The organism is Burkholderia sp. BCC1977, assembly GCF_905339595.1.
GTDB lineage: Bacteria > Pseudomonadota > Gammaproteobacteria > Burkholderiales > Burkholderiaceae > Burkholderia.
In genome coordinates, this window is the sequence record NZ_CAJPGQ010000030.1 from 60,192 (window position 1) to 84,443 (window position 24,252).

The 24,252-nt window shown below is 60.1% G+C and carries 12 protein-coding genes; 4 read left to right on the plus strand and 8 right to left on the minus strand.

Translation table 11 applies throughout. From position 1 onward, the window contains the following. Nucleotides 1–2 precede the first annotated feature (2 nt). The 6 genes from U5771_RS23350 to U5771_RS23375 form a co-directional block, all read right to left on the minus strand. Nucleotides 3–704, minus strand: a complete 702-nt coding sequence (locus tag U5771_RS23350; protein WP_322026147.1) for a flagellar hook-basal body protein — start codon at nucleotides 702–704, stop codon at nucleotides 3–5. Nucleotides 705–749: 45 nt separating this feature from the next. Then, on the minus strand, nucleotides 750–2,810 hold the full coding sequence (locus tag U5771_RS23355) for a flagellar biosynthesis protein FlhA (protein WP_322026148.1): 2,061 nt from the start codon (nucleotides 2,808–2,810) through the stop codon (nucleotides 750–752). Further along, nucleotides 2,807–3,880 (minus strand): EscU/YscU/HrcU family type III secretion system export apparatus switch protein, encoded by a 1,074-nt coding sequence (locus U5771_RS23360; RefSeq protein ID WP_322026149.1) that lies wholly within the window; start codon nucleotides 3,878–3,880, stop codon nucleotides 2,807–2,809. The genes U5771_RS23355 and U5771_RS23360 overlap by 4 nt, the downstream gene beginning before the upstream one ends. Nucleotides 3,881–3,882: 2 nt before the next feature. Next, entirely contained in the window at nucleotides 3,883–4,644 is a 762-nt protein-coding gene (locus U5771_RS23365) for a flagellar biosynthetic protein FliR (RefSeq protein WP_322026150.1), read from the minus strand. A gap of 5 nt (nucleotides 4,645–4,649) precedes the next feature. Next, a complete protein-coding gene (locus U5771_RS23370; protein WP_322026151.1) occupies nucleotides 4,650–4,892 on the minus strand; it encodes a flagellar biosynthetic protein FliQ in 243 nt (80 codons plus the stop codon). A 229-nt stretch (nucleotides 4,893–5,121) separates the two neighbouring features. Further along, nucleotides 5,122–6,249 carry a tetratricopeptide repeat protein gene (locus tag U5771_RS23375; protein WP_322026152.1) on the minus strand — a complete coding sequence of 376 codons (1,128 nt, stop codon included), beginning with the start codon at nucleotides 6,247–6,249 and terminating at the stop codon, nucleotides 5,122–5,124. Between the two features lie 250 nt (nucleotides 6,250–6,499). Between U5771_RS23375 and U5771_RS23380 the strand changes: the two genes are divergently transcribed. Then, the gene (locus U5771_RS23380; protein ID WP_322026153.1) at nucleotides 6,500–20,602 is read left to right on the plus strand and encodes a LysM peptidoglycan-binding domain-containing protein; all 14,103 of its coding nucleotides are present in this window, start codon (nucleotides 6,500–6,502) and stop codon (nucleotides 20,600–20,602) included. Then, complete coding sequence (locus U5771_RS23385) at nucleotides 20,599–20,808, plus strand: hypothetical protein (protein WP_322026154.1); 210 nt, start codon at nucleotides 20,599–20,601, stop codon at nucleotides 20,806–20,808. Before U5771_RS23380 ends, U5771_RS23385 begins: the two co-directional genes overlap by 4 nt. 93 nt (nucleotides 20,809–20,901) lie before the next feature. On the opposite strand, the gene U5771_RS23390 is transcribed toward U5771_RS23385, so the two are convergent. Together U5771_RS23390 and U5771_RS23395 are read right to left on the minus strand one after the other, a co-directional pair. Then, entirely contained in the window at nucleotides 20,902–21,114 is a 213-nt protein-coding gene (locus U5771_RS23390; RefSeq protein WP_322026155.1) for a hypothetical protein, read from the minus strand. A 342-nt stretch (nucleotides 21,115–21,456) separates the two neighbouring features. Next, the gene (locus tag U5771_RS23395; RefSeq protein WP_322026156.1) at nucleotides 21,457–21,642 is read right to left on the minus strand and encodes a hypothetical protein; all 186 of its coding nucleotides are present in this window, start codon (nucleotides 21,640–21,642) and stop codon (nucleotides 21,457–21,459) included. A gap of 63 nt (nucleotides 21,643–21,705) precedes the next feature. Between U5771_RS23395 and U5771_RS23400 the strand changes: the two genes are divergently transcribed. Together U5771_RS23400 and U5771_RS23405 are read left to right on the plus strand one after the other, a co-directional pair. Next, the gene (locus U5771_RS23400) at nucleotides 21,706–23,838 is read left to right on the plus strand and encodes a LysM peptidoglycan-binding domain-containing protein (RefSeq protein WP_322026157.1); all 2,133 of its coding nucleotides are present in this window, start codon (nucleotides 21,706–21,708) and stop codon (nucleotides 23,836–23,838) included. Nucleotides 23,839–23,894: 56 nt separating this feature from the next. Further along, entirely contained in the window at nucleotides 23,895–24,251 is a 357-nt protein-coding gene (locus U5771_RS23405) for a hypothetical protein (protein WP_322026158.1), read from the plus strand. The last annotated feature ends 1 nt before the right edge of the window (nucleotide 24,252 follow it).

Below are 24,252 nucleotides of genomic sequence, written 5' to 3' on the forward strand. Positions count from 1 at the left end.
GCTTACATGTCTCCCAGGCGTTGCAAGACGGTCGCCATCATGTCGTCGTAGGTATGGACGAGCTTCTGTCCCGATTCGATGCGGCGCACGGCTTCCATCATCCTCACCATCTCGTTGCCGTTCGACACGTTCGAGGCCTCGAGAAAGCCTTGCAGCACGCGCGGGTCGGCCAGTTCGACCGGCTGGACGCCGTCCGCCCGGTACAGGCCGCTCCCGAGCCGGGTCAGTTTTCCGGGATTGCCGAACGAGGCCGTGCCGATCACCGCGACGGCGTTGCCGTCGTCGATCACCGTCCCGTCGGACGCGATCTTCCAGTCGGACGAACGGACGCTGACGTCGCCGCCGCCGGCGCTCTGCAGGACCCAGCCCTGCTGCGTGACGAACCGGCCGCCGGCGTCCAGCTGGAACGTGCCGCCGCGGATAAAGGCGGGCCCTTCGGGCGTCGATACCTCGAGGAAGCCGCCGCCGCCCAGTGCCAGGTCGAGCGGATTGCCGGTATGAACCAGCTTGCCCGGCATGAAGTCGCTTGCCACGGCCCGGTTCGTCGGCACGACCGGCGCGGCCGGGGACGCGCCTTCCCGCGACAGGAGGTCGGAGAAGGCGATTTCGCGCTTGTAGCCGGGCGTCGCGAGATTCGCGATGTTCTGCGCGGCCGTTTCGACCTGCCGTGTTTCGGAAACGATCAGGCCGACAGCGAGGGTCATCAGGTTATCCATGGCCGGGTATCCGTAAGCGTTGAATGACGACGATCAGGCCGCGCGCGGAACCGGCGCGACCGCTTGCGGCGCATCGACGGATACCATCGCGAACGAACGCAGGTTGATGACGTGCGGAATTTCGTTCATCGACAGGACGGCGAGATGCGGCGCGATGCGTCGGGAAAAGATCTTCAGGTGGCGCCGCAGCTCGGGGCGGCACAACAGGACGGGCGACAGGTTCTGGCGCAACATCGACTCCACTTGCCCGGCAAGCCGCGCGAGGAGCGATTCGGCGAGACGCGGATCCAGCACGAACGCGCCGGTGCCGTCGGCGCCCTGGAGATTGTGCGCAATGGCGTTTTCGAGCACCGGATCGAGCGTCAGTACCGCGAGCGCGTCCTTGTCGCCCTGCAGGCGCTGGCAAATCCCGTGGCCGAGCTTCTGTCGCACGCGCTCGACGAGCAGCGCCGGCTCCTTCTCGTGGCGCCCCGCATCGGCGAGCACTTCGACGATCTGGTCGATATTCCTGATCGGCACGTTTTCCGTCAGCAATCCCTGGAGGACGGACTGGATATCGCTCACCGACATGAGGTGCGGGACCAGCTCTTCGACCAGTCCGGGAGAACGGGTTCGCACGCCCTCGAGAAGCGAGACGACGTCGGTGCGCGACAGCAGCGTCGCGATATTGGCGCGAACGATTTCCGTCACGTGCGTGATCAACACCGTGAGCGGATCGACCGTCGAATAGCCGGCCGTTTTCGCGCGTGCCAACAGGTCGCCGTCGATCCAGATCGCGGGCAAGCCGAACGCCGGATCGTGCGTCGCGATGCCGGGCAGCGCGTCTCCCTTGGGCGATGGATTGATCGCCAGCGTCTTGCCCGGATACAGCGTGGCGGCGCCGAACCGGTTGCCGTACAGCGATACGCGATAGTCGTTCGAACCGAGCTGCGCATTGTCCCGGACGACGACCGCCGGCACCGTCGCGCCCATGTCTTCCGCGTACTGTTTGCGGAATGCCGCGATACGGTCGGCCAGCAGACTTTGTTGCGGAATCCACGCGCGGGACAATTCGGCGCCGAGCCCGACCTCGATTGCCGGCACCGCGGCTTGCGCTTCGACGGTGCCTTCGGGTATGCCCGTGTCGCTCTGCGTTTCGTCCTCGATCGCGCGTGGCTGCCGCGTCAGCCACCAGGCCCAGAAGATCGCCGGCGCGATGAGCAGGACAGGCCACTTCGGCATTCCGGGAAGCGCGAGCAAGCCGACGAGAGCGCCCGCGACCAGCACCTGGATCTTCGGAAAGCGCACGAGCTGGTTCAATACCTCGTTACTCAGTTCGCCGTCCGACGCGGAGCGCGTCACGATGATCCCGGTGGCCACCGAGATGATCAGCGCCGGCACTTGCGTGACGATGCCGTCGCCGATCGTCAGCAGCGTGAACTTCTGCAACGCGTCGCCGAGCGACATGCCCATCTGCGCGACGCCGACCGCCCAGCCGCCGAAAATGTCGATCAGCATGATGATGATGCCGGCAATCGCGTCGCCCTTGACGAACTTGCTCGCGCCGTCCATCGAGCCATAGAAGCCGGCTTCCTTTTCGAGCGCCTTGCGCCGCCGCTTGGCTTCATCCTGGTCGATGAGCCCCATGTTCAGGTCGGCGTCGATACTCATCTGCTGGCCCGGCATCGCGTCGAGCACGAAACGTGCGGCCACTTCCGACACACGCTGGGCGCCCGTCGTCACGACCACGTATTGGACGACGATCAGGATGAAGAAGATGATCAGCCCGATGACGAAATTCCCTTGAACGACGAATTCGCCGATCGCGCCGATGACCTGGCCGGCTTCGCCGCCGGACAGGATCAGACGCGTGGCCGCGATGTTGAGCGCGAGCCGAAACAGCGTCGCGATCAGCAGCAGCGACGGGAAGGTCGAGAAATCGACCGGGCGCGTGACATAGAACGTCAGCAGCAGGATCGTGAACGCGAACGAGAAGTTCACGATGATCAGCAGGTCGAGCATCACCGACGGGATCGGCGTGAACAGGATCAGCAGGATCCCGACCACGGCGAACACCAGCACGAGGTCGGCGTGACGACGCATCAGGGCATTCATGCGCGCTGCTCCGCGCGGGCCGGGTGCCGCCTGATCTTCAGATAGACCGATGCGACATCCCGATACATCGCGCCGGGCACTTCGCGCTCGACCGTCCCGTAACGATGCAGTTCGCGCGCCAATTGCCTCGACTCGATCACGGGCACGCCGTAGATGAACGCAAGCTTCTTCAGGCGCCGCGCGAATTCTCCGGAACCTTTGGCGACGACCTGCGGCGCGGTCATTTCGGTCGCATCGTAGCGCAGCCCGATCGCATAATGCGTCGGATTGGTGACGAGCACATCGGCGCCTCGCACGTTGCGCATGCTCTGCGCACGCTGCAGCAGTTCGCGCTGCAATTGCTTGCGACGCTGCCTGATTCTCGGATCGCCCTCCCGTTGCTTGATCTCCTGTTTCTGTTCGTACCGGCTCATGCGCATCTTCCGTGCGAATGCGCGCCGGACCAGGATCTGGTCGATCGCGGCGAAGACGATCGCCGCCGCGAGCAGATGCCCGATCAGTCGAAGCGTTTCATGCAGCAGCGCGCCGGCAAGATCGGACACGGACGCCGTCGCGTGTGCGGCCGAGACAACGGTGTCCCGAATCGTGTAATAGGCGATGGCCGTATAGACGATCATCTTGACGCACGCCTTCAGCGCGTCGATGAGCATCTGTATCGACATCAAGCGCTTGATGCCTTGCACCGGGTTCAGCTTCGACCAATCCGCCTTCAATGCCTTGGGCGCGAACAGCAGGCCGGTTTGTGCAAGCGTCGCCACCAGTGCGCCGCCAGCCGCGACCCCAATCAGCGGTGCGATGGCACGCGCGGAATCCAGGATGAGCGCGGCCGCTTCGTGTTTCAGCGTGCCGGTATTGGCCCCGACCGTACCGGCAACTGAAAACGCACGCGCGAAACGCGTGGCGAGCCGGGCCGCCAGGTCGCCGCCCCAGGCCGACAGGTACAGGCTGCAGGCGACGAGGCTCACCACCATGCCAAGTTCCGGGCTGCGCGGAATCATGCCTTTCTTGCGCGCCTGTTCCAGCTTGTAGGCGGTTGCCTGCTCGGATTTGTTCTGCTCGATGTCGGACATGGTCAGGCCAGCGAGAAAACGAAATCGAGCGACGCATGCATCAGCCGCAGCGTCGCGGGACCGAGCAGGCCGGCCGACATCGCCAGCACGGTCAGGGTAGCGATCGTCTTGACCTGCAGGCCGAGGAGCAGCGCATTCATCTGCGGCAATGCGCGAGACAGGAAGGCAATCGTGATGTCGATCAGAAACAGCGTCAGCGTGATGGCCAGCGTTGCGACGAATCCCAGCGTCATCACGACGCCGAGGTAGCGGATGAACGAGTCGGGACCGCCGAGCATGGGTACTTGCCCGGGTGGAAGAATGTCGAGCGTGCGAGCAACGAGTTGCAGCAGCGCGAGGTGGCCGTTTTCCGCGAAGAAGATCGCGCCGGCAACCAGCGTCAGGATCGAGCCGAACAGCGGAGACTGCGTGCGGGATCCCGGCAGGATGACCGTGGCGAGGCCGTATCCGGCCTGGACGTCGAGCGCGCGTCCGGCAAGCGACAATGCCGCGAACGCGGCCTGCAGCGCGAAGGCGATCGCCAGGCCAAGCAGCAGTTCGGTGGCGAGCGCGATGACCAGCAGCGCGCCATCGTGTGCGAAGCGGGGAGAAACCGGTGTGGCGATGCAGGCTGACAGCGCCAGCGTCATCGCCACGCGTACGCGCAGAGGCGCCTGAATCAGCGAGAACGGCGGGGCAAGCACGATCGTCGGTCCGATGCGCATCGCGATCAGCAACACGGCGAGCGCCCAGCCGGTGCTGGCGTTGATGTCGAGCGGCGCCACGAGTGTTATCCGAGGCTCGGAATGGTGTTGAAGAGCGCCGCGGCGAAGCCCACCAGCCGCGACAGCATCGAATGGGCCAGCACGACGATCGCGACCGCTGCCACGATCAGCTTCGGGATGTAGCTGAGACTCATCTCCTGCAATTGCGTGACGACCTGGAAGACGCTGACGAGCAAGCCGACTGCGAGGGTGGCGCCGAGAATGGGCCCCGCGATCAGAAAGCTGTTCCAGAACAATTGCGCCAGCATGTGCAGCGCTTGATCAGATGTCAATTTAGGATCCCCCAAGAGTGGAGAATCCTCTCAACAATCGGGATGACGGACAATCGGACAGGTCTGAAAATAAATGGCTGACTTGATTCGCATGCGTTCTCGAAATGTCTTTCCGGCGAGAAGCGAGGACGATCGACCTACCGCGGTCCGAGCGTGGCCGATCCGATCGCATCATCGCGCTCAACGAGCGCATCTGGGCGCCAGGTCATTCGATCGCGCGCTGGTTGCCGGTATACGTCGCCAATCTTTGCAGAAGCGTTCGATTGTCGGTGCCGAATGGGCGGCGGAGCGCGGCATCGATCGTCGCCTTCGAACCCACGCTTTCGCCTTCGGCGTCTTGCAGCATGCCGAGTGCAAGTGCGGCGGAAGCGCAAGCCTTGTCGAGTCGCTGCGCGGTTTCGATGTGGGTGCGCGCACTGGCAAGCAATCCTTCCTTGATATCGAGGACGGCGAGCGATCCGTGCGCTTCGGCGAAGGTGCGGTCAACGGCAACGGCCGTGTCGAACGCCCGGCGTGCCGTGGCGAGATCACCCTTGTACAGGTATGCCCAGCCTGCCGCGATCCATGCCCCCGAATGAGACCGGAAGCTGCGTGCCGCGGCGGACAATGTGTTGCCGGCAGCGTCGAATTGCCGTCGTGCCATTTGCACGAGCCCCATGCCGAGCTGGGCGCGCGCATGTTCCGGCTGGTATTGGAGCGCCCTGGCGAGATGCCATTCGGCGGCATCGATGGCGCCTGTCTCGAGGTCGAGGAGTGCCAGGATGACCCATGCATCCGGCGAGTGGCCGGCACGCTGGGCGTATGTTCGGGCCGCATCGGCGTTTCCGGCATCGAACAGTGCGACGGCATACGGCGCGGCGATTTCGGGCACGGATTCGGCGTATTGCTCGCCGAGTGCGAGCGCTTCTTCCAGCCGCTTCAGATGATGCAGCACGCGGATCCGCAGTGCAACCGCCAATGGCATGGCGGCCGGATCGGCAGCCGTCAACGAATTCAGCGCTTCTTCGTACTGCCCCGTCAATGCCAGTGCATACGCTTCGTTGTATTGCACGACCGCTCCGCGAGCGGCTGCAGGGATCGAGCGAAACACCTCGATGGCCCGTTCCGGCAGGCCGCGGGCCAACGCATTCAGACCCTCCAGATTCAGGAGCGCGGCCGATTGAGGCTCGTCCTGGCGCAACGCGTCGAGCATTCTCTCGCACAGGTCGTGCTGGCCGGAATCGAATGCGGCATGGGCGAGATCGATCCTGAGGGATCGATTCGTCGGGTCGGTCGAGAGATATGACAGCAGGCGCTGGACGCGGTCTTCGGGCGAGGACGTGGTGGTGTGCATGAATGGATTCCCGGCGAACGGATTGGACGGCAGGTCAGTTCAGAATGGCTCTATATGCATCATCCGGGCGACACGTGTCAATGAACGAATGGAGAAAGTGAGGGGGCGACGGCTTGAGGAAGGGAAACTGATCGGACATGTCTGAAAATAATCTCGATTGCTAAACGAAATTTTCAAAGCCCCGATAACTTGTTCATCTGGCGCGACGTAGCGTGCGCGCTTTCATCTATTCGAACAAGCAGAGGCACAGATGGTTTCGATCGTCACCGGTAATGGTCTGGGTTTGCAGTCGTCGTCGGCATTGGGGCTGGGCAACAACGGAAAGTTGGGCAATGCGTCGTTCGGCCAGACGGGCGAACGGGTGTACGTGAATGCGGCGACGGGGAACCTGATCATCCAGGATCGAGACCAGATGTTGCTGGGGCAGGGCGTGAACGGGGCGGTCTATCGCGCATACAACAGTCTCGGCCTGATCGGAGGCGATAACTGGCGGCCGGGCGGGACCCGGACCGTGACGGGCCTCGCCGGCTCGCTGAATGCAGCAGGCAGTTCGGTCACGTTGACCGACTGGGACGGATCGACGACGGTGTTCGGGTATGAGGCGACACGAAAGACCTATGTGTCGACGGCGTGGAATGGTGCTGATGTCTCGTTCGGTGATGGAGCAGGCCGGGCCGATGTGACTGGCACGGTCGCGCGCGCGACGCTGGCGTTCGACTGCGCGTCAAACGCGTGGCAGTGGCGCGATGGCGTGGGATCTCTGACGGAAACTTACGACGCGTCGCATGGCGGTCGACTGGTGTCGAGCAAGGATCGAGATGGCAATACGGTCAATTATGTCTACCACGCGGCTGGGAAACTGTCGCAAGTCACCACGGCCAATGGCGATGTCACGAACCTCGAGTACAACGCGACCGGACAACTGAGTGCGTTGCGCAGCGTCTACCGCAACGCGAACGGGCAGACGATCACGTCGACCGCCATGCGCTACGTCTACGACACGCAGAGGCGACTGTCCGAGGTGATCGTCGATTTGAGCCCGGAAGACAATAGCATAGCGGATGACCGGGTTTTCAAGACTACGTATACCTACGATGGCACGAGCAACCGGATTGCGTCGATCGCGCAGTCGGATGGAGCCCAGGTCTCGTTCGGCTATCGACTGATCGGTGGCGAGTATCGGGTCGTGAAGATCTCCGAGCGGGGAGACGGCGGCGCCCAGCGTGTAACGAAGCTCGCGTACGACACGGCTAACAATACTACGACGATCACTGATCCGCTGGGCTACGCGAAGATGATGAAGTATGACGTGCAGGGACGGTTGACGTCGATTGAGTCAGTCGCGGGTGCTGATGTTCAACTCGAATATCTGAGGATCAGCTACGAGAACGGAAAAGTGCTTCGGGAATACAGGACGGACGGAAAGACTGTCACGCTTCTGTTCGATGCCTTGGGAAATCTGATCAAGCAAGCCGATTCATCCGCAGCGGTCTCGCGCACGTACGGCCCGAACAATGAGGTGTTGACTGAGGCCGTTACCGATAACAATGATCCGGCGCGGCCGCAACGAACGACACGCTACATTTACGATGCAGCTGGGCATTTGCGCTTTGTTGTGAGTGGCGACGGGCGCGTAACGGAATATCGATACAACGCTGCTGGTCAAAGAACCTCAGAAATTCAGTATACCGATGCAGCTTACAACATCAGCGACCTGTCGGCTCAAAATGCGCTGAACGAAGCGCAATTGAAATCGTGGCTCACTGGTGTGGACCTGCGCGCTGCACGGCGTGCGGATATGACTTACGACTATCGTGGCAAGGTCGCGAGTGTGACGCGCTACACGAAGCTGCAAGCAGACGGAAGTGGCGATCTGACCAGCGGAATCAGTCAGTCCCACTACGTCTACGATCCGTTTGGTCGGGTGCTTCAGCATATCGACGGCGTAACGGGTCAGACGCGCGTCGAGCAATTTGCGTACGACGGTCTGGGGCGATTGTTGTCATCGACGAACTTCGCAGGAGTATCGACGCTGTATCGCTATGACGACGCCACGCATGCGGTGGCGATCACGTTCAACAACGGCTTGACGCGGACGTCGACATACAACGCGGTCGGAGAAGCGATCGGCGTGGCGGATTCGGTTGCCGGCAGGGTCGTCTCGCAGACGAAGAGCGCTTACGACGCGAACGGACGGCTTCGGATGACGACCGACACGCTGGGGCGGAATACGCACTACCTGTACAACAGCCGCGGGCAGATTGTGGCTGACATCACTCCGGACGGCACATTGACCGAATATGTCCACGCGATCACGACGGGGAAATTGACACGGACGGTAACGTATGATGTGCGTCTCACGGCGACGCAGCTCGCCTCGTTGGTCAATGCGGATGGTAGTCCGGTGATAACGGTTGCCGGAACCAACACGACCTTCTCACTCGAAAGCAGCAAACTGCGTCCGGCAGTAAGTCAGGGAGATCGCTCGACTTGGGTATATTGGGATACTGATTCGATTAGCCACGTGATCGACGCCGATGGTTTCGTGACGCAGACCCAATACGACGGGCATGGCCGGCCGATTGCGGTGACGGCATTTGCCAACCGTGTGACCATCTCTGGCGCGAAACCGGTAGCGGATCTGCCGACTGCGGACTCGTCCAACGATCGCACGACGCGCTACTTCTACGATGCTGACGGCCGGTTGACTGGCGAGCTCGATGCATCCGGCTATCTGACCGAGTATCGATACAACGGCGCGGGCGAGCGCGTCGAGACGATCCGCTACGCGACGGCGACTGCGACGGCATTGCGTGATAGGGGTACGATTGCATCGCTGCGTCCGCGCGATAGCGCGCAGGATGTTCACGTCAATTTCGTCTACGACGCGAGTGGCAGATTGAGTACCGAAATCGATGGCGAGGGTTACGTGACGCGCTACCGGTACGACGCGTTCGGAAACCTCGTCGAGCGAGTCCGAGGCCAGCAGATCGATGCGAGACAACTATCTGCGCCGCAGCAGATGACGGTCAAGTTCAAGGCGAACATTACGACTGCGATGTCCATCGAGGTGTGGGTCGATGGCGTGAGGGGCGGAACGGTGCCCCTGAAACCGGGGGCGGGGGGAGATTATTCGGTACCAGTGAACAGTACCGTGCCGTTTGCCAACCACTCGATCGAGTTCCGCTACGGCAGTGCGAAAAATGGATTATCGATTACCGACGTGATGCTCGGTGACCAGAAAGGGCAGTCGGCCTCGGTCACGCCGTCGTTCATGGTGGGGACGAGCGGCACGATTGCCGCGCGCTTTACATTCGATATTGCGTCGGCGCTCGCGTTGGCGTCGACGCCGGGTCATCTCGAGCGGACCGCATACGCCTACGACGTGATGGGCCGCCTGGTCGAGCGGACCGATTTTTCGGACGGCGGCGACGTAACATCGCGCTATACCTATGACGATCAGGGCAACCTGATCTCGGAATCCGTACGGAATCGCACGCTTTCCTATCGCTACGATACGCAAGGACGCCTGATCGGCCAGTTGACTGGGGAGGGAACCGCGAAGCTGCAGGCGCTCGGCGCGAACCCAACGCAAACGCAGATCGATGCGGTCTGGACACGGAACGGCCTGACCTATCGCTACGATGCCGCCGGAAATCGCGCCGCGATGGTGGATGCGATGGGCAACACCACGTTGTATTACTACGATCACGCAGGGCGGTTGTCTCACGTCGTGAATCCGGTCGGTGAAGTTGCTGCCTACACCTACGATACGTTTGGCGATCTGAGCGCGACGACGGCCTACGCTACACGCGTTGCGAGGACGCTTTCGATGCGGAAGGGCGGTGCGCTGACGGACGAATTGCGTCAGGCGTTTGATGCATTGGGCGACGATGGCCAGGCATCGATCACCTCGTTCTCATACAGCGCGGCTGGCCGCCTGACGCGACGCACTGACGCAGAGGGTTTCAGCGCATTCTACGAGTACAACGCGTTCGGTGAACGGACGTCCGTCGTACAGGAAATCTCGGCAAACGCGCGCGTGCGGGAGTCATCTGTCTTCGACAAGCGCGGGAACATGGTCGTTCGTCAGAAATACGACGTCGGCGGCTTGAATCTGCTGACATCGGTCGTCTATGACGCATTCGGTCGGGTCGTGCAAAACACCGACGCGAACGGTGTGGTGCGTAAGACGCAGTACGACCGGAGCGGCAACGTGGTCATCGTCACAGACGGAACGGGCGCCGAGTCGAAGCTGACCTACGACGCGTTCGGTAATGTGCTGACGAGCACGGATCGCACAGGTGCGACCACGTCGTATGCGTACGCGCAGTTCAACCGGGAAATCAGCGTAACGATGCCGGAAGGTATTCGCACCACGACCCGGTACGACGAATTGGGACAGATCATTGCGTTGACCGACGGGCGAGGCAATACCACATCGTATCGCTACGACCTGAGCGGCAATTTGGTCGAGACAATCGCGCCTGCGGGAACGACCCAGCAGAAGTACGATGCGGAGGGGCACCTGATCGAGGTTACGGATGCACTCGGCATTCTGTCTAGGTTGTCGTACGACGCGGCAGGACGGGTGTTGACGCGAACCGTCGATGCGAATGGGTTGAGGCTGGTCACGACCTATACCTACGATGCCAAGGGCCAAGTCATTCGTGTGACCGATCCGTCCGGGACGGTCACGCAGACGAGCTATGACCGTAATGGGCAGGCCATCTCGGTTGTACAGGATCCGGGTGGTTTGAACTTGACGACGACGTTCACATTCGACGGACTCGGCAACGTTCTGACCGTTGCGGAGGGCGCCGGAAGCGCTACGTCTCGCGTGACCCAGCACGTGTACGACCAGGGCGGGCGGCTGGTCAGTACGATCGTCGATCCGGTCGGCCTAAAGTTAACGACGAGATACACCTACGACAACAACGGCAATGTTCTGTCTGCCACCGGTGCGGCCGGAGGTGTGACGCGTTACGCCTACGATGCGGAAGGGCGTCAGACTTGGTCTGTGGGGCCGACGGGCGCCGTGATTGCGCAGGAATACGACGCCGAGGGGCGACTGACGGTGCGGCGCGCGTATGCCAATACAATTTCGCTGACTGGTTTGCCGGGGCCGGCGAGCGGACAGGACCTGGCAAAGCGCGTGTTGGCAGCAGCACAGGATCACATTGAGCGCTACGCGTACGACGCTGATGGTCGGTTGGTCTATACGGTCGATGGGTTGAACAACGTGGTTGGCTTCACCTACGACGCTAACGGGAACGTGACATCGACCACGCGTTTCGCCGGCACGGTCGCAGGAAGCTTCTCCAAAGCCGAAATCGATGCGGCCGTCCAGCGTCGCAGCGCGGCGCTGATGGCGCAGGATCGCATCAGCAGCACTGTGTACGATGTCGCGAATCGATCAGTCTACACCATCGACCCGATCGGCAACGTGACCCAAAACCGTTACGACGCTAGTGGCAATGTGGTGGAGAAAACGCAATTTGCCGCAGCGTTTTCGAGCGTACGGGGGGCGACGGAAGCAGCGCTGAAGGTGTGGGTGGGTAGTGCGGCCAATGCGGCCACCGATCGTACGACCACTTACGCGTACGATGCTGCTGGCCGTCTGTTCTTGACCATTGACCCGGAAAATTACATAACAGCTCAACGTTACGACACAGCTGGGCGTGTGACGTTCAGCGTGCGCTATGCGGCACCGGCCGCATCGGATGCGCGTGGCCTGAGTACGGTGGCGCTGTTGCAGCGCTATCCGACCATGACTAACCGGGGGGATTCGGCCGTCACCCAATACCGCTACGACAAGGCCGGCCGCTTGGTCGAGACCGTGGACACGCTTGGAACAGCGACGCACTACGATCTGGATACAATGGGGCGAACGGTCACAACTTGGCGCGCCTACAACAATGCCACCTACAAGATGGGGACGCATACAGAATACGATGCAGCGGGGCGTGCAATCTCGGAAACGCGGGCCTGGGGTACACCGCAAGCGGCCACGACGACTTACGCCTATGACGGGCTTGGGCGCGTTATTGCGACTACCGATCCGAACGAGCACACGACGCGTTACGGCTACGATTCCCAAGGTAATCGTACCAGCGTGACGGATGCGCTAGGCTACACAACGACAACCGGTTACGACGTGTTCGGCAATGCGGTCAAGGTGACGGACGCCAAGGGCAACAACACCTATTTCTACTTTGACCAACTTAACCGCAACGTCCTGCAAGTTAACGCCGTTGGGAGCGTCATCGCGACGGAGTACAGTCCGTCGGGCCAGCCGACCAAGGTGACGCACTACGCGAAGGCCTGTCCGCGCGTGATCGACGAACGCACGCTGTGGACGAGCATTCGTCCGGTGAGTAATCGTGTGAGCGATGCCGTGACGCTGTTGGCGTACGACAAACTTGATCGCCTGATCGAATCGACCGACGCCGAAGGGTACAAGGAGCAATACTGCTACGACGCTTTCGGCAATCGGACGGGTTACACCAACAAGGTGGGTGGTACCTTTGCGTATGCGTATGATCGCCGCGGCCTGATGCTGTCCGAGACGTTGCCGGTGTTGTCCAATGGACGGCCGGTCGTCAATCGGTTCGAATACGACGCTCGTGGGAATCGTGTGACGGTCGTCGAAGCCACCGGACTTCCCGAGCAACGTGTGACCCGCTACGAGTTCGACACGCTGGCTCGCGTGACGAAGAAAATCGGCGAGTCCGTTTCGGTCTATAACGCGGCAACAAAAATGTGGAGTAGCACCACGCCGACCGAGACGTACGCGTACGACGTGCGGGGCAACCTCGCGCAACAGACGAATGCCGTTGGCCGGACCACATTCTGGTACTACGATGCGACCGATCGCCGGATCGCGGAAGTCGGCCCATTGGGCATGCTGACGAACTGGAGCTACGACGCAGCGGGCAGCGTCGTCTCGCAGAAGATCTATGGCGTCGCGGTCACGGGGACAGCTGGAGCGACGCCACCGGCACCGAACATGCCTGCCAACGTACGCGAGACGCGCTACGCGTACGACGCCGCTGACCGGCTGATCGAGACGCGCATCGTGAATGTCAATACCGGCTACTACGATGCGGAGTCAGGTGCGTACAGGTACGACGTCCGCGACATCGTTACGGGGGCCCAATACGATGCCCTCGGCCTGGTGATCGCGACCATCGACGGTAATGGCAACAGAGCTACCTCGTATTACGACAAGCTCGGTCAGAAGGTGCTGGAGATCGATGCTGAAGGTTATGCGGTGGCGTGGTCGCGCGATGCGATGGGCAACGTGGTGAAGGAAACGCATTTTGCGGGACGGCCGGCAAGCTATGACGCAGGCGCGACGGGCGATGCGCTGCTGGCGTTGTGGCCGAACAGCCCCGATGACCGGATCACCGACTTTACCTACGACCGAAATGGCCGCGTCACGAGCGAGTTGCGCCTGAAGGTGCGGTATGCCAGCGTCGACGGCCATGGGCGATTGACTGAACAGACCGGCAGCGCGCGCAATCGCTACATCTACGATGGCGAAGGTCACTTGATTCGACGCACAGACGCGAACGGTAGCCAATACGGCTGGACCTTCGATGCGCTTGGGCGACAGCTTCGCAAGCAATTGCCGGCGTTCAACGACTATCTCGGAAATCTGGTCCGGGCGACGACGGATTACGCTTACGATGGCCTGAACAACGTCGTACGCGAGACCCAGCGTAGTTCGGACGGTAACACGGCTAACGATCGAGCGACGATCTACAACTACGGCACGAGTGGACGGCTCATCACCAAGACCAATGCGAATGGCGTCACGACCGACTACGGCTACGACGTGCTTGGCAATGTCACGCTGGCGACGTTCATCCGTTCGGATGCAGATGACGTGACGCGGCAGGAAGCAAATTACTTCCGTTACGACGGCGCAGGGCAACAGATTCAGCATTGGTCGGAGGGCGGGCCGCGAACGCATACGATCTATAACGTCTACGGGGAGGTGACGGCCCAGGGGATGTACAACAACGCATCTGCTTCAGCTTCGAATCTGCCGTACTTTGCGGAGTACGACAACGCCGGACGGGTGGTGAAGTCGAATTTTGATCGTGGCATTTCGCGCGCGTACGTGTACGACGCCAACGGCAACGCGACGTTGCAGATGGAATCACAGGCGACGAATTTGTGCTCGCTGACGATGGACCAGATTCTGGGGCGTAGCGATGTGGCGCAGACCTTTACAGTTTACGACAAGCGCAATCTCGTGATCGACATCATTCAGCCTGAGATGAGCGGGTCACGTGATGTGCTGGGGTTGAAGGGCACCCAGATTGGTGTGGCCGGGCAAAACCGCGTATCCGTTATTGTAGGCGGGGGGCTGCTCGGCGCGGATACCGGTGCGGGACGGCCTGTTCCTCCGGTAAACGCTGATTCCTGGAAGTTTGTCGGTGGCGGGACAGTGAAGGGATTTCTCGGCATCTGCGTCGACTATACCAATTGGACAAACGCTGCGAACTACAAAGGGGGGGAAAATGGTCGTGTCGCAGTTGATCTGCAAGATGCAGATGAGGCACTTCAAGCACTTTACGGGCAGTACGATGTGCACGTTACACTTGACTACAGCGCGACGAATATCAGCGTGAGCAGTTTGTCGCCCGGCAAGATTTCGCCCGGATCACCATCGGGGCATATGGATTTCTACTCCGAGGAGAGTTACCTGCGGGGTGACGTCCCTATACAGTTTGGCGCAGCCACACAGGATGGTAGCTTTTCGTATACGCTCAACGTGTATATCCGTATCAAGAGCACGGGCGAAGAGGTCCATATTTCAACGCTTAGCGAGAGACTGTCGATTCCGCGTGGAACGGCCGCTTACACGCGCGTTGATGGTAGAACAACTGCATCATTGGAAAAATCGAACTGGTTGCAACTCGCGACTGGCTCGTTGTCGACTGCATCCACCGCCAAGTTGTACATGCGTCCTGCTGGGAGTTCATCGCCGTTTAGCGAACTCGCATTGAGCACCTTCCCGACAGCGGGTTCGTACGGATTGGACCTGTCTTTTCTCCCGGCAGGCGATTACGAGTTTGCTTTCGTTGCCACGGAAGCCAACGGCACGCTCCTGCGACGCGATGCGTTCGGCTTGCGCGTGCCGAGCGGTGCGCGCATCGCAGGGCCAGCTACTGGCGCGCTGAATGCGGCGTTCCAAGCGACCAGTGCCGGGACGTTCGTCGTCAATCAAGGCAGGATCGATTTTTACGAGTTGCAATCGGCACTGGGCGCGCGCGCAGTTCAGGCCACGCTCCAGTATCGGCCGCGAGGATCGACCGGTGGGTACGCCTCGGTACAACTGAGTTCGCTGGGTGCCATGGGGAGCTTTACCTGGAACACCGGCGGCTTGTTGCCGAACGACTACGAAGTCGTACTGACGGTTACGGATTCAGGGGGCACAACGCAGACGTTGCAAGGGACGTCGAATCCAACGGCGGGCCGTATTGGTTTGTCTTTTGCCGGGGTTGATGCGGAAACGACGATTACCTTTCAGACGGTGCCGACATCTGCTATCGAGATTCGTGTTTATTACCAGAATGCCTCGGGTCAGTGGGCTTACACCTTTCCGAAGCGTCTTGAACCGGGTGTTTTCGTTCTTGATACGACGTATCTACCGATGCGGCGGCCTGGTGCATATCAAGTCAGAATCGAGGCCTATACGTTGCAGCAGGACATGGTGTATCAGGCCTCCGGCACAATTACGACAGGGACAAACGGTGTTCGGCTCGCGAGCCTTCAGCAAACGGGAACGTCCTACAACATTGCGTTTGATCCGGGTGGTTTCACTGATGGCAATCGCATGGTGCTCAGCTATCGCCCGAAAGGGAGCGCTGACGAATTCAAACAGGTTGCCGGTATGGTCAACGGTCAGTATTGGCCGTGGTACGCGCTGTACCGCTACGACGGTGATGGTACGTCGATGTGGCATTGGGATGCCTTCGGTGTGCTGAATCCTGGTGTCGAGTACGAGTACTTCTATGAAATCTACTACGATAATTTCCCGAGACCGTCGAAATTACTGACGCGCGTTGACGGTACGTTCAGCCCGCAGGATCCAGTCAAAAGCACACAAGTGTTGTGGGAGATTCGTGGCCTGAATAACACCGCCATCACGATCCATCGACAGCAAACCCACAATGCGTTCGGCGAGGTCGATTCGGAAATTGATGGGCGGGGCAACGTTACGCGGCTCGAGTACAACACACTGGGTGTCCTTGTTTCGAGGTGTGACCCGGAGGTGGACGTTACGCTCGCCAACGGCTTCGTCATGCGTATGACGCCCGAGACCCGCTACTACTATGACCTGGCGGGTAACGTAGTCGGTACGCGTGATGCCAATGGCAATTTGACCACGCAACGGTTGAACTACGGATTGCTCGTGCCTAGTGTTGCTCGGGAGTGGCAGGGCATACGTGCCAATGGTATGTCTGATGGCGGAAGTCGTATATCCGGCTACGATGAGTTCGGCAATCTGCGTATTTTTAATGAACAGGTCGAGGGAAGCACCTGGCGACGCACGGACTACACGTACGACAAGCTGAGCCATCTGATCCGCATCGATCGCCCGCTCTTCACGAGCGACTTAAATACCGGTAAGCGTGCGACTGACATCTACAGGTACGACAGCGCAGGCAACCGCATCGTACATGTCAATGCGTTGGGATTGAGTGACAGGACCTACTACGATTATGACGGCCGTGTCGTCGAGACAGTGAGCGCGGAGGGGCGCAACGTTACTTACAGGTATCAGGTTACGGGGAGCACTTGGACCATCACGATGTGCGACAGGAACGGTCGTACGCTGGTCGATGTGTTGGATGCCTACGGTAGAACGACGAGCCACACAGATCGGGGCGGCCGTCGCTTCACGTATACGTACAACTATGCCGGTCTGATCGCCAAGCAAACATCGACTTCCCGTCAAAACATCTCATACGAGTATTACGCGAACGGCCTGATCCGACGGATGGTGGATGGCGGCGGAGGCACCGATGCCCGCTATGAATACGACCGCAACGGTAACCGAACCTTCGAGGGCTACACGGCGACTGACGGTCGATATGTTTTCCAGCAGTCGCAGGTGACTTATGACGTGCTCAATCGTGTCATCAAGATCGTCGATCCCCGGTACACCATTGAATACGAATACGACGCGGTCGGCAACCGCGTCCGGATGTTCAGTCGGTATAACGACGGGATTACCGGCTCGAAGGCGATTCAGGAATACTGGTATCAATACGATGGCATGAATCGCTTCACCGTAACGATGGGGCAACTCATCAATGGTCAGCGGGGCGCCAGTGCGAACGACAGTTCGGCCCGGGTGGTTGCCGGAAATGGTGGTGATGGTGTGACCATCGCTTACGACCTTGCCGGCCAACGTCGACAAGCGATTTACGCTTACGACGGTCATCGGGAGGATTACACCTACGGCGCCGATGGCTTGCTGACTGATACGCGGATCAATAGCGTTTTGCGTGCGCGACGAAGTAACGATTTGGCCGGGCGCGTGACCTCATACGAGGAATGGGATGCATCAGGCAAGCAGGCCACGAATCTGTCCCGGAGATGGGATGGAGACAACCTGCTGAGCGAAGAGCGCAACAACCTGAGCGGCACTGGCACGCGCTACGAATACATGGCCGACGGCACGCTCTCGGCGACGCAAACGTATGGCGAAGCGACGACGTCGCGGACCACGTACGAGTATGAGTGGTGGGACACCGCCAAGCAGAAAAACATCAAGGTTCAGGCCTCGAATCAGAGCGTGGCTGGTTGGGCCCCGGGATTCTCAAACTTTTCCTACGATGTGAACGGCCACGTGAAGGCAGTAATCGATATGGCGGCCAACCGTCGTTTCACGTACTGGACGGATGGCGACGGTCAGGTGTTGCAGCGGGACGAAATCGGCAATTTCAATACCGCGCGAGCGTCGCACAGCTATTACTACATGGGAGGGCATCAGGTTGGCAACGTCGGCAATGACGGCGTGGACCGGATCGACTACGCGCGGGAGATGGCGAACGCGGCGGCTACTCAGCCGGGCGATGATCGCTGGAAGCGCTTTACGCCCGCCAACTCGGCCGACTTCGACGTCAACTACCAGCCGATCAACAGCCTGTATCCGGGGGCTGCGCCGGGGAGTCATACAGTGCGCACCGGTGAGACGTTTCAATCTCTGGCGGCTGCGTACTACGGCGATGCGACGCTCTGGTACATCCTTGCCGATGCCAACGGCATGGATGGCGCGGATCGACTGGTTGCGGGGACGGTACTGACCATTCCCAATAAGGTCACGAACATCCATAACACCTACGCGACGTTCAAGCCGTATGATCCGGGCAAGGCCATTGGCAATACGCAGCCGACTGTACCGGCACCGCCACCTCCGCCGATTGTCTACGGTGGTGCTGGCGCGGGTGGTGGTTGCGGCGGGATGGCGACCATTATTGCTGTTGTTGTGGCGGTAGTCGCGTCTGTGATTTCCTACGGTGCATTGGCGCCCTATGCGGGAGCTATTGGCGCTGGCGCCGCGGCTGGCACAGCAGGTGCGGTGTCGAGCCAAGGGGTACTGATTGCGGCTGGCGAGCAAAGCGGCTTCAACTGGAAGGGCATTGCCCTGGGTACGGTGAGCGGTGCGGTTGCAGGTGGGGTGACGAGTACCATGTCGCCAGCTGCAACGGGTGTGGCAGGTGCCGGGTCGTCGAATGGGTTCGGATCTGCTGTCCTGCAGGGAGGGGTGCGCTCGACGATCGCGCAAGGCATTGGCGTTACAACAGGCTTGCAACATAGCTTCGACTGGAAGGGTGTGGCGGTGGGCGCGATTGCGTCGGGGGCTGCTTATGGTGCGACGCAGGCAGTCGGGCAGTGGCAGTACGGCGATGCGTGGAGCGGGATGTCGTCGGCAGCGCTTCGAGCCGATTCATTTAACGCAGCGGCTCGTGGGCTAGGTGCTGGCTTGGCCGCAGGGGCAGCGAGTACAATTGCACGAGGTGGTAGTTTGGTCGGCAACGCGGGCGCGATCACGATGGACGCGATTGCGGGCACCATTGGCAATATGGTCGCTGACAACATGGCGAGCCGGGCTACATCGAGCGCAAGCTCGTTGTACGGCCCAGGTGGCGACGTCAATGCGATGACGGCCAACGCGGTCCGCGCCTATGGTGGTGATCCCGGACAGCAGTTTGCGACCCAGGCGAACTGGGATCTTCAACTGGATGCAGGGCTCCGGGAACAGGCCTTCGTTGATGGTTTGCAAGATCAGTTTGGTCAACTGGCCAATGACGCGCTTGCCGCCTCGCGTGCTGAAAATGCAGCGCTCACGCAGCGACTCGGATCGGAGTTTGCAGGATCGGCGAACTGGGCACTGGCTCAGCAGCGAGCCGAACATGCGGCGGCCGCGCGTCAAGCAGCAGCGACTCGCAGCGGTCTGGCTGAATTCGATTTGGGGCGTGGATCGAACGACTGGTCGGATGACGCGGCCGGGTTTGATCTGGGGCGTGGTGGCTGGAGCAACGAATCAACGCTGAGCCGACCTGCGCAGTGGCTTGATCGCCCAATTCAACCGCTGCAAGCGCTCGCGGATACTGTTCGACGCGGTAACGCGATGATGGCCGATGGGCTCGACGCTGTTGGGCTCAGTGGCTTGGCCGGTGCGCAGCGAGCCTTGGGCGACGTGATTTCTGGGGCGGTGCCAACGAGGCCGTGGGAAATTGCGCTGAGCGCCGCGCCGCTGGCTGTTAAGGCACCTGGCGCGCTGCGATTCGCAGGCGAGACGTTTGGGCCGCAAATCGACCAATTGGTTGTGCGCGCGACGCCAGGCCTTCGCACATATGTCGTTGAAAATGGCGGAGTGTCGGGAAGCGGCATTAGCGCTTCGGGCAGCCAATTTGTCGTTGCTCCGACACGAGAAGCGGTAGGTGCGCTGAAGAACTTTGGCTTGGATTCCGCACAGCGGCGCATGTTCTTTGAGGGTAAGCAGGTTATCTTCGAAGACCCGGCAACGATCTATCAGACAGCAACAATATTCCAGCTTGAAAGCAACACCCTTCGCGCAGGGATTTGGGATGTTGTGAGCGATGGTAGTGGGGCAATTCTTAGCTTCGCAAACAGGTCCCGTTCCCTCGCCACTACGCTTGGCGTTCGCCAACTGGAGCTATTTGGAGCAGATCTCCAGAATAATGCGCTTGCGAATATCTTGGTCCGTAGAGGGTTCACGCGAGGCGAGCCTGTTCTCATCAATTCATTTGGGTTCAATAAGTACGTGCCCACCCTGCGCCGACTGGAGGATTTGCAAAAATGAGCGAACAGCTTCACCACGATCCAACGCCATATATCGCGATGAAGGACGCCGGTGCATCACCCCAAGAAGTGTTTCGCAAAGCTCGGGGTGACGGGTACAAGAACTTTGAATGCATTGTGCTGATTAGCGGCGTCTTTGATATTCCTCTAAATGACGCGCGCGAGATGGCGCACGCCATTTACCGCGAAGATAGGGCGGCAGGCTGATAGCGTGCACTGGCAGTGCTTGTGTCTGCTCGATCATCAATAGCTGTAGCAACGCCCGTTTTTGCGGGCGTTGTTGTATCTGCGCTTGACGCGTCAGAAAAGCCCTCTCGCGATGCGCAGGCGCTCGTCGTCATCGAAGTGCATTACGCGGATTCCGTCGATCGCGCCACGCAGCCAGTCGTCAGCGATGACGCGATGTACGTCGTTCGCGACGGTCGGGTTCGACGTCGGTAATTGCCGAATTCCAGCGCTGGCCGTCGCGCTGTCGTCGGTTCCGTTTGCCGCGTAAATATCGTGTTGGTCCAAAACGTACCACCCCCTTGAAATGGCACAGACATGACGCACGCGCCAAAACGCGTGCAAACCGGTCGCTTAGCCAAGCGTGGCGCGGGTTTGAGGCGCACCACATTCCTGAGCGGTGAAACGTCGTTGCAGTGGTCGCGGATCGCGCAAAGCCAGTACGGACGTGGCTTTGCGGCATGGTGCAGATTGCACCGCGTCGTTCGCACTGCATGCGCGGCACGGTCCTGTCTCCAGTGCCGCGGCCGTCGTTGTTCTGTACTTAGAAATTAAAAATAGGTTCCCCAACCCCGGCAGTCGCGTGGGGAGAAGAGCGGCTCGAAGTGAGCGGCTAAAAAGAAAGCGGGCCTACCGCGCGAGCACGGTATCGAGCAGATCGGAGGCGAGCTTCTGCTTGGAGCGCGGGAACTGGCTGATGGCGTCGACCTGCTGCTGCAACCGCGACGCAGGACCGGGTTTAGTCGGCAGGTGGGCCGGTTCGCCAATCAGATCCGTGACGCTGGTTCCGAGTTCGTCGGCCAGGTCCAGCAGCATGTCGATGGTCAGCCGAACCCGGCCACCTTGCGCATGTGCACGGCGGACTTCGATGAAAACTTCATGCGAGTCGACAACGCGTATCCGGGGCCGGCGGCGGGCAGCTGGACGGTGCGCGCGGGCGATACGTTGCAGTCGATCGCGTCGGCGGTGTGGGGGGACGCGACGCTGTGGTACATCCTGGCGGACGCGAACGGGTTGAAGGGAGAGGATGGGCTGAAGTCGGGGCAGATACTCAAGATTCCGAACAAGGTGACGAACGTCCACAACACGTCGGAGACGTTCAAGCCGTATGACCCGGGCAAGGCGGTCGGCAATACGCAGCCGACGCTGCCGGATCCGCCGCCGCCGCCGGGGAAGAATGGGGGCTGCGGTGGGTTGGCGACGATCATTGCCGTGGTGGTGGCGGTGGTGGCGACGGTCGTGTCGTATGGGACCTTGGCACCGTACGCCACGTCGTTCGCGACTTCGGTTGGGTTCAGCGGAGCGGCCGCGGCGACAGCGGGAGCGGTTGGTGCTGGGGCAGTGGCTGGAACCGTGGGTGCTATGTCGAGTCAAGGCGTGTTGATTGCAGCAGGTGAGCAAAGTGGTTTTAACTGGAAGGGCGTTGCCCTTGGGACAGTAAGCGGGGCAGTGGCCGGTGGTGTGGCGAGTGCCATCTCGCCTGCGGCGACAGGTGCTGCTACCGGGGCCAACGCAGGTACGTCGAACGGTTTGGGGACGGCGGTACTTCAAGGGGCAGTGCGTTCGACGGTGGCACAAGGTATTGGTGTCGCAACCGGCTTGCAGCACAACTTCGACTGGAAGGGTGTGGCAGTCAGTGCAATCGCATCGGGTGCAGCCTATGGTGCAACGCAGGTGATTGGGCAGTGGCAGTATGGTGATGCGTTTAACGGGATGTCGTCGTCGGCGCTTCGTGCCGATACGTTCAATATGGCGGTTCGGGGGCTGGGAGCCGGTGTAGCAGCGGGTGCGGCGAGTACAGTTGCGCGAGGTGGTAGCTTGGCAAACAGTGCTGGCGCGATTACGATGGATGCGGTGGCCGGTGCCATTGGCAATATGGTGGTGGACCGAATCCAAGGTGCATCCATCGGGAAATCCGGGACCAACACGAGTGCGCTTTACGGCGTTGGCGGTGATGTCAATGCGATGGTGCAGGACGCGTATCCAGTCGATCCTGGCAAGCAGTTCGCTTGGTCAGCCAATGCTCGATTGCAACCGGCAAGCAGTTCGTTTGATTCGACTGCGGCGAGCCTTGGGCTGTCGACAGAGCAGGCGCTGCGCTTGATGGCGTCATCGAGCAGCGCATCGATCATTGATTCGAATGGGCCGACGAGCGCAGTGGCGTATCCGGTGCCGACGCCGTATGTGCCGGCTGTCGAGATTCCGGGCGGACCGGCTCTCAGGCCTTTCCCGGTGGAGTACGGCGAAGTCAGAGTACTTCCGCCGAGCTTGCGTGACCGTCTGTCGGATCCGTCAGTTGCTAGTACGCCGGGCGGAGCGATCCTGGGAGCGGCCTATAGCGCTGTTGAGAATTTGGTCGGCAATACAGCTGCGTTGTTCTCCCCCTATGGGCTGAATCCGGTTTCGGGCGAGATGCTCAGTCCGGGGCAGTTGCAGCGAACGAAGGAAGATTTGATTATCAATGCCGGATCGCTCGGCATTGGTGGTGTTGAAGGAGAGGCGGCAGCGCTGGTAAGACAGCAAGGCCAAGCAATGCTGCGATCGGCTGGCGAAGCGTTTGGTCCACAGGTCGACGGTATTTTGGGCCGAGCAGTGCCCGGTATTCGGACTTATGTTGTACCGGAAGGTCAATATATAAGTGCACTAGGCGCCGGCGGTTTTAATCCCGCATCACCGACTGGACTGACTTATGCATCTGAGTCGCTCGGCACAAATATTCTTGAATTGACGTCGCGACAAAAATTCGATGCCTCTGGTAATGCGGTGCAGGCTATGGGTATTCGTTCAGAAATCGTATCGACATTTAGGCCGGAAACGGGGAATTTGTTTATTAATTTCTACCGGACCACCGAAGTTGGGCGCGGTGTTGGCGCTGAGATGATTTCGAATTCCATACAGAATTTTGGTGTATCGAACGTTCAGTCTATATCGGCTGAGCTTGGTTTGACCAATAAGGCAATCTATGAGTTTAACATTGCTACGGAGGGGGATGTCTCCTGTACAGGCTGCTAGAAATACTCCGCTGGGGAAGTCGCTGATAAATCTAGGGTAAAAACAGATTGACGTGAATGGAATCTATATTAGAGCTAGATTGGGGAACTGAATTGAGTGCTGCTGACAAGGAAACCGTTCTGGAATTGCTGGAAGAGGGGAAGGCATCGGATTTGGTGGACCTGATTCTTGGTGATTCACCATATCGCGTTACTGGTGAAGCGATCTTTGCTAATGACGATGAACGCGACGCCTATGTAATGACGATAGAGCACTTGCGGTTCGTCGCCAAGTATGGGGCGCAAGCTGGACCAGTCAAGGAAAGCGGACGAGTATATCTACCGTATCCCGACTACTTTGAAAAATGGTTCCAACTTGGAACTCCGGGATTGACTCAGGCGGATTTGGCCAGCTATCTAGGCAAAACTGTGTAAT

Excerpts from the sequence above, each read along its gene's own strand:
- U5771_RS23350 (WP_322026147.1), bottom strand. The coding sequence starts at position 704 with ATGACCCTCGCTGTCGGCCTGATCGTTTCCGAAACACGGCAGGTCGAA.
- U5771_RS23385 (WP_322026154.1), top strand. The coding sequence starts at position 20,599 with ATGAGCGAACAGCTTCACCACGATCCAACGCCATATATCGCGATGAAG.
- U5771_RS23405 (WP_322026158.1), top strand. The coding sequence starts at position 23,895 with ATGGAATCTATATTAGAGCTAGATTGGGGAACTGAATTGAGTGCTGCT.
- U5771_RS23400 (WP_322026157.1), top strand. The coding sequence starts at position 21,706 with ATGCGAGTCGACAACGCGTATCCGGGGCCGGCGGCGGGCAGCTGGACG.
- U5771_RS23380 (WP_322026153.1), top strand. The coding sequence starts at position 6,500 with ATGGTTTCGATCGTCACCGGTAATGGTCTGGGTTTGCAGTCGTCGTCG.
- U5771_RS23355 (WP_322026148.1), bottom strand. The coding sequence starts at position 2,810 with ATGAATGCCCTGATGCGTCGTCACGCCGACCTCGTGCTGGTGTTCGCC.
- U5771_RS23370 (WP_322026151.1), bottom strand. The coding sequence starts at position 4,892 with ATGCTGGCGCAATTGTTCTGGAACAGCTTTCTGATCGCGGGGCCCATT.
- U5771_RS23395 (WP_322026156.1), bottom strand. The coding sequence starts at position 21,642 with ATGCTGCTGGACCTGGCCGACGAACTCGGAACCAGCGTCACGGATCTG.
- U5771_RS23360 (WP_322026149.1), bottom strand. The coding sequence starts at position 3,880 with ATGTCCGACATCGAGCAGAACAAATCCGAGCAGGCAACCGCCTACAAG.
- U5771_RS23375 (WP_322026152.1), bottom strand. The coding sequence starts at position 6,249 with ATGCACACCACCACGTCCTCGCCCGAAGACCGCGTCCAGCGCCTGCTG.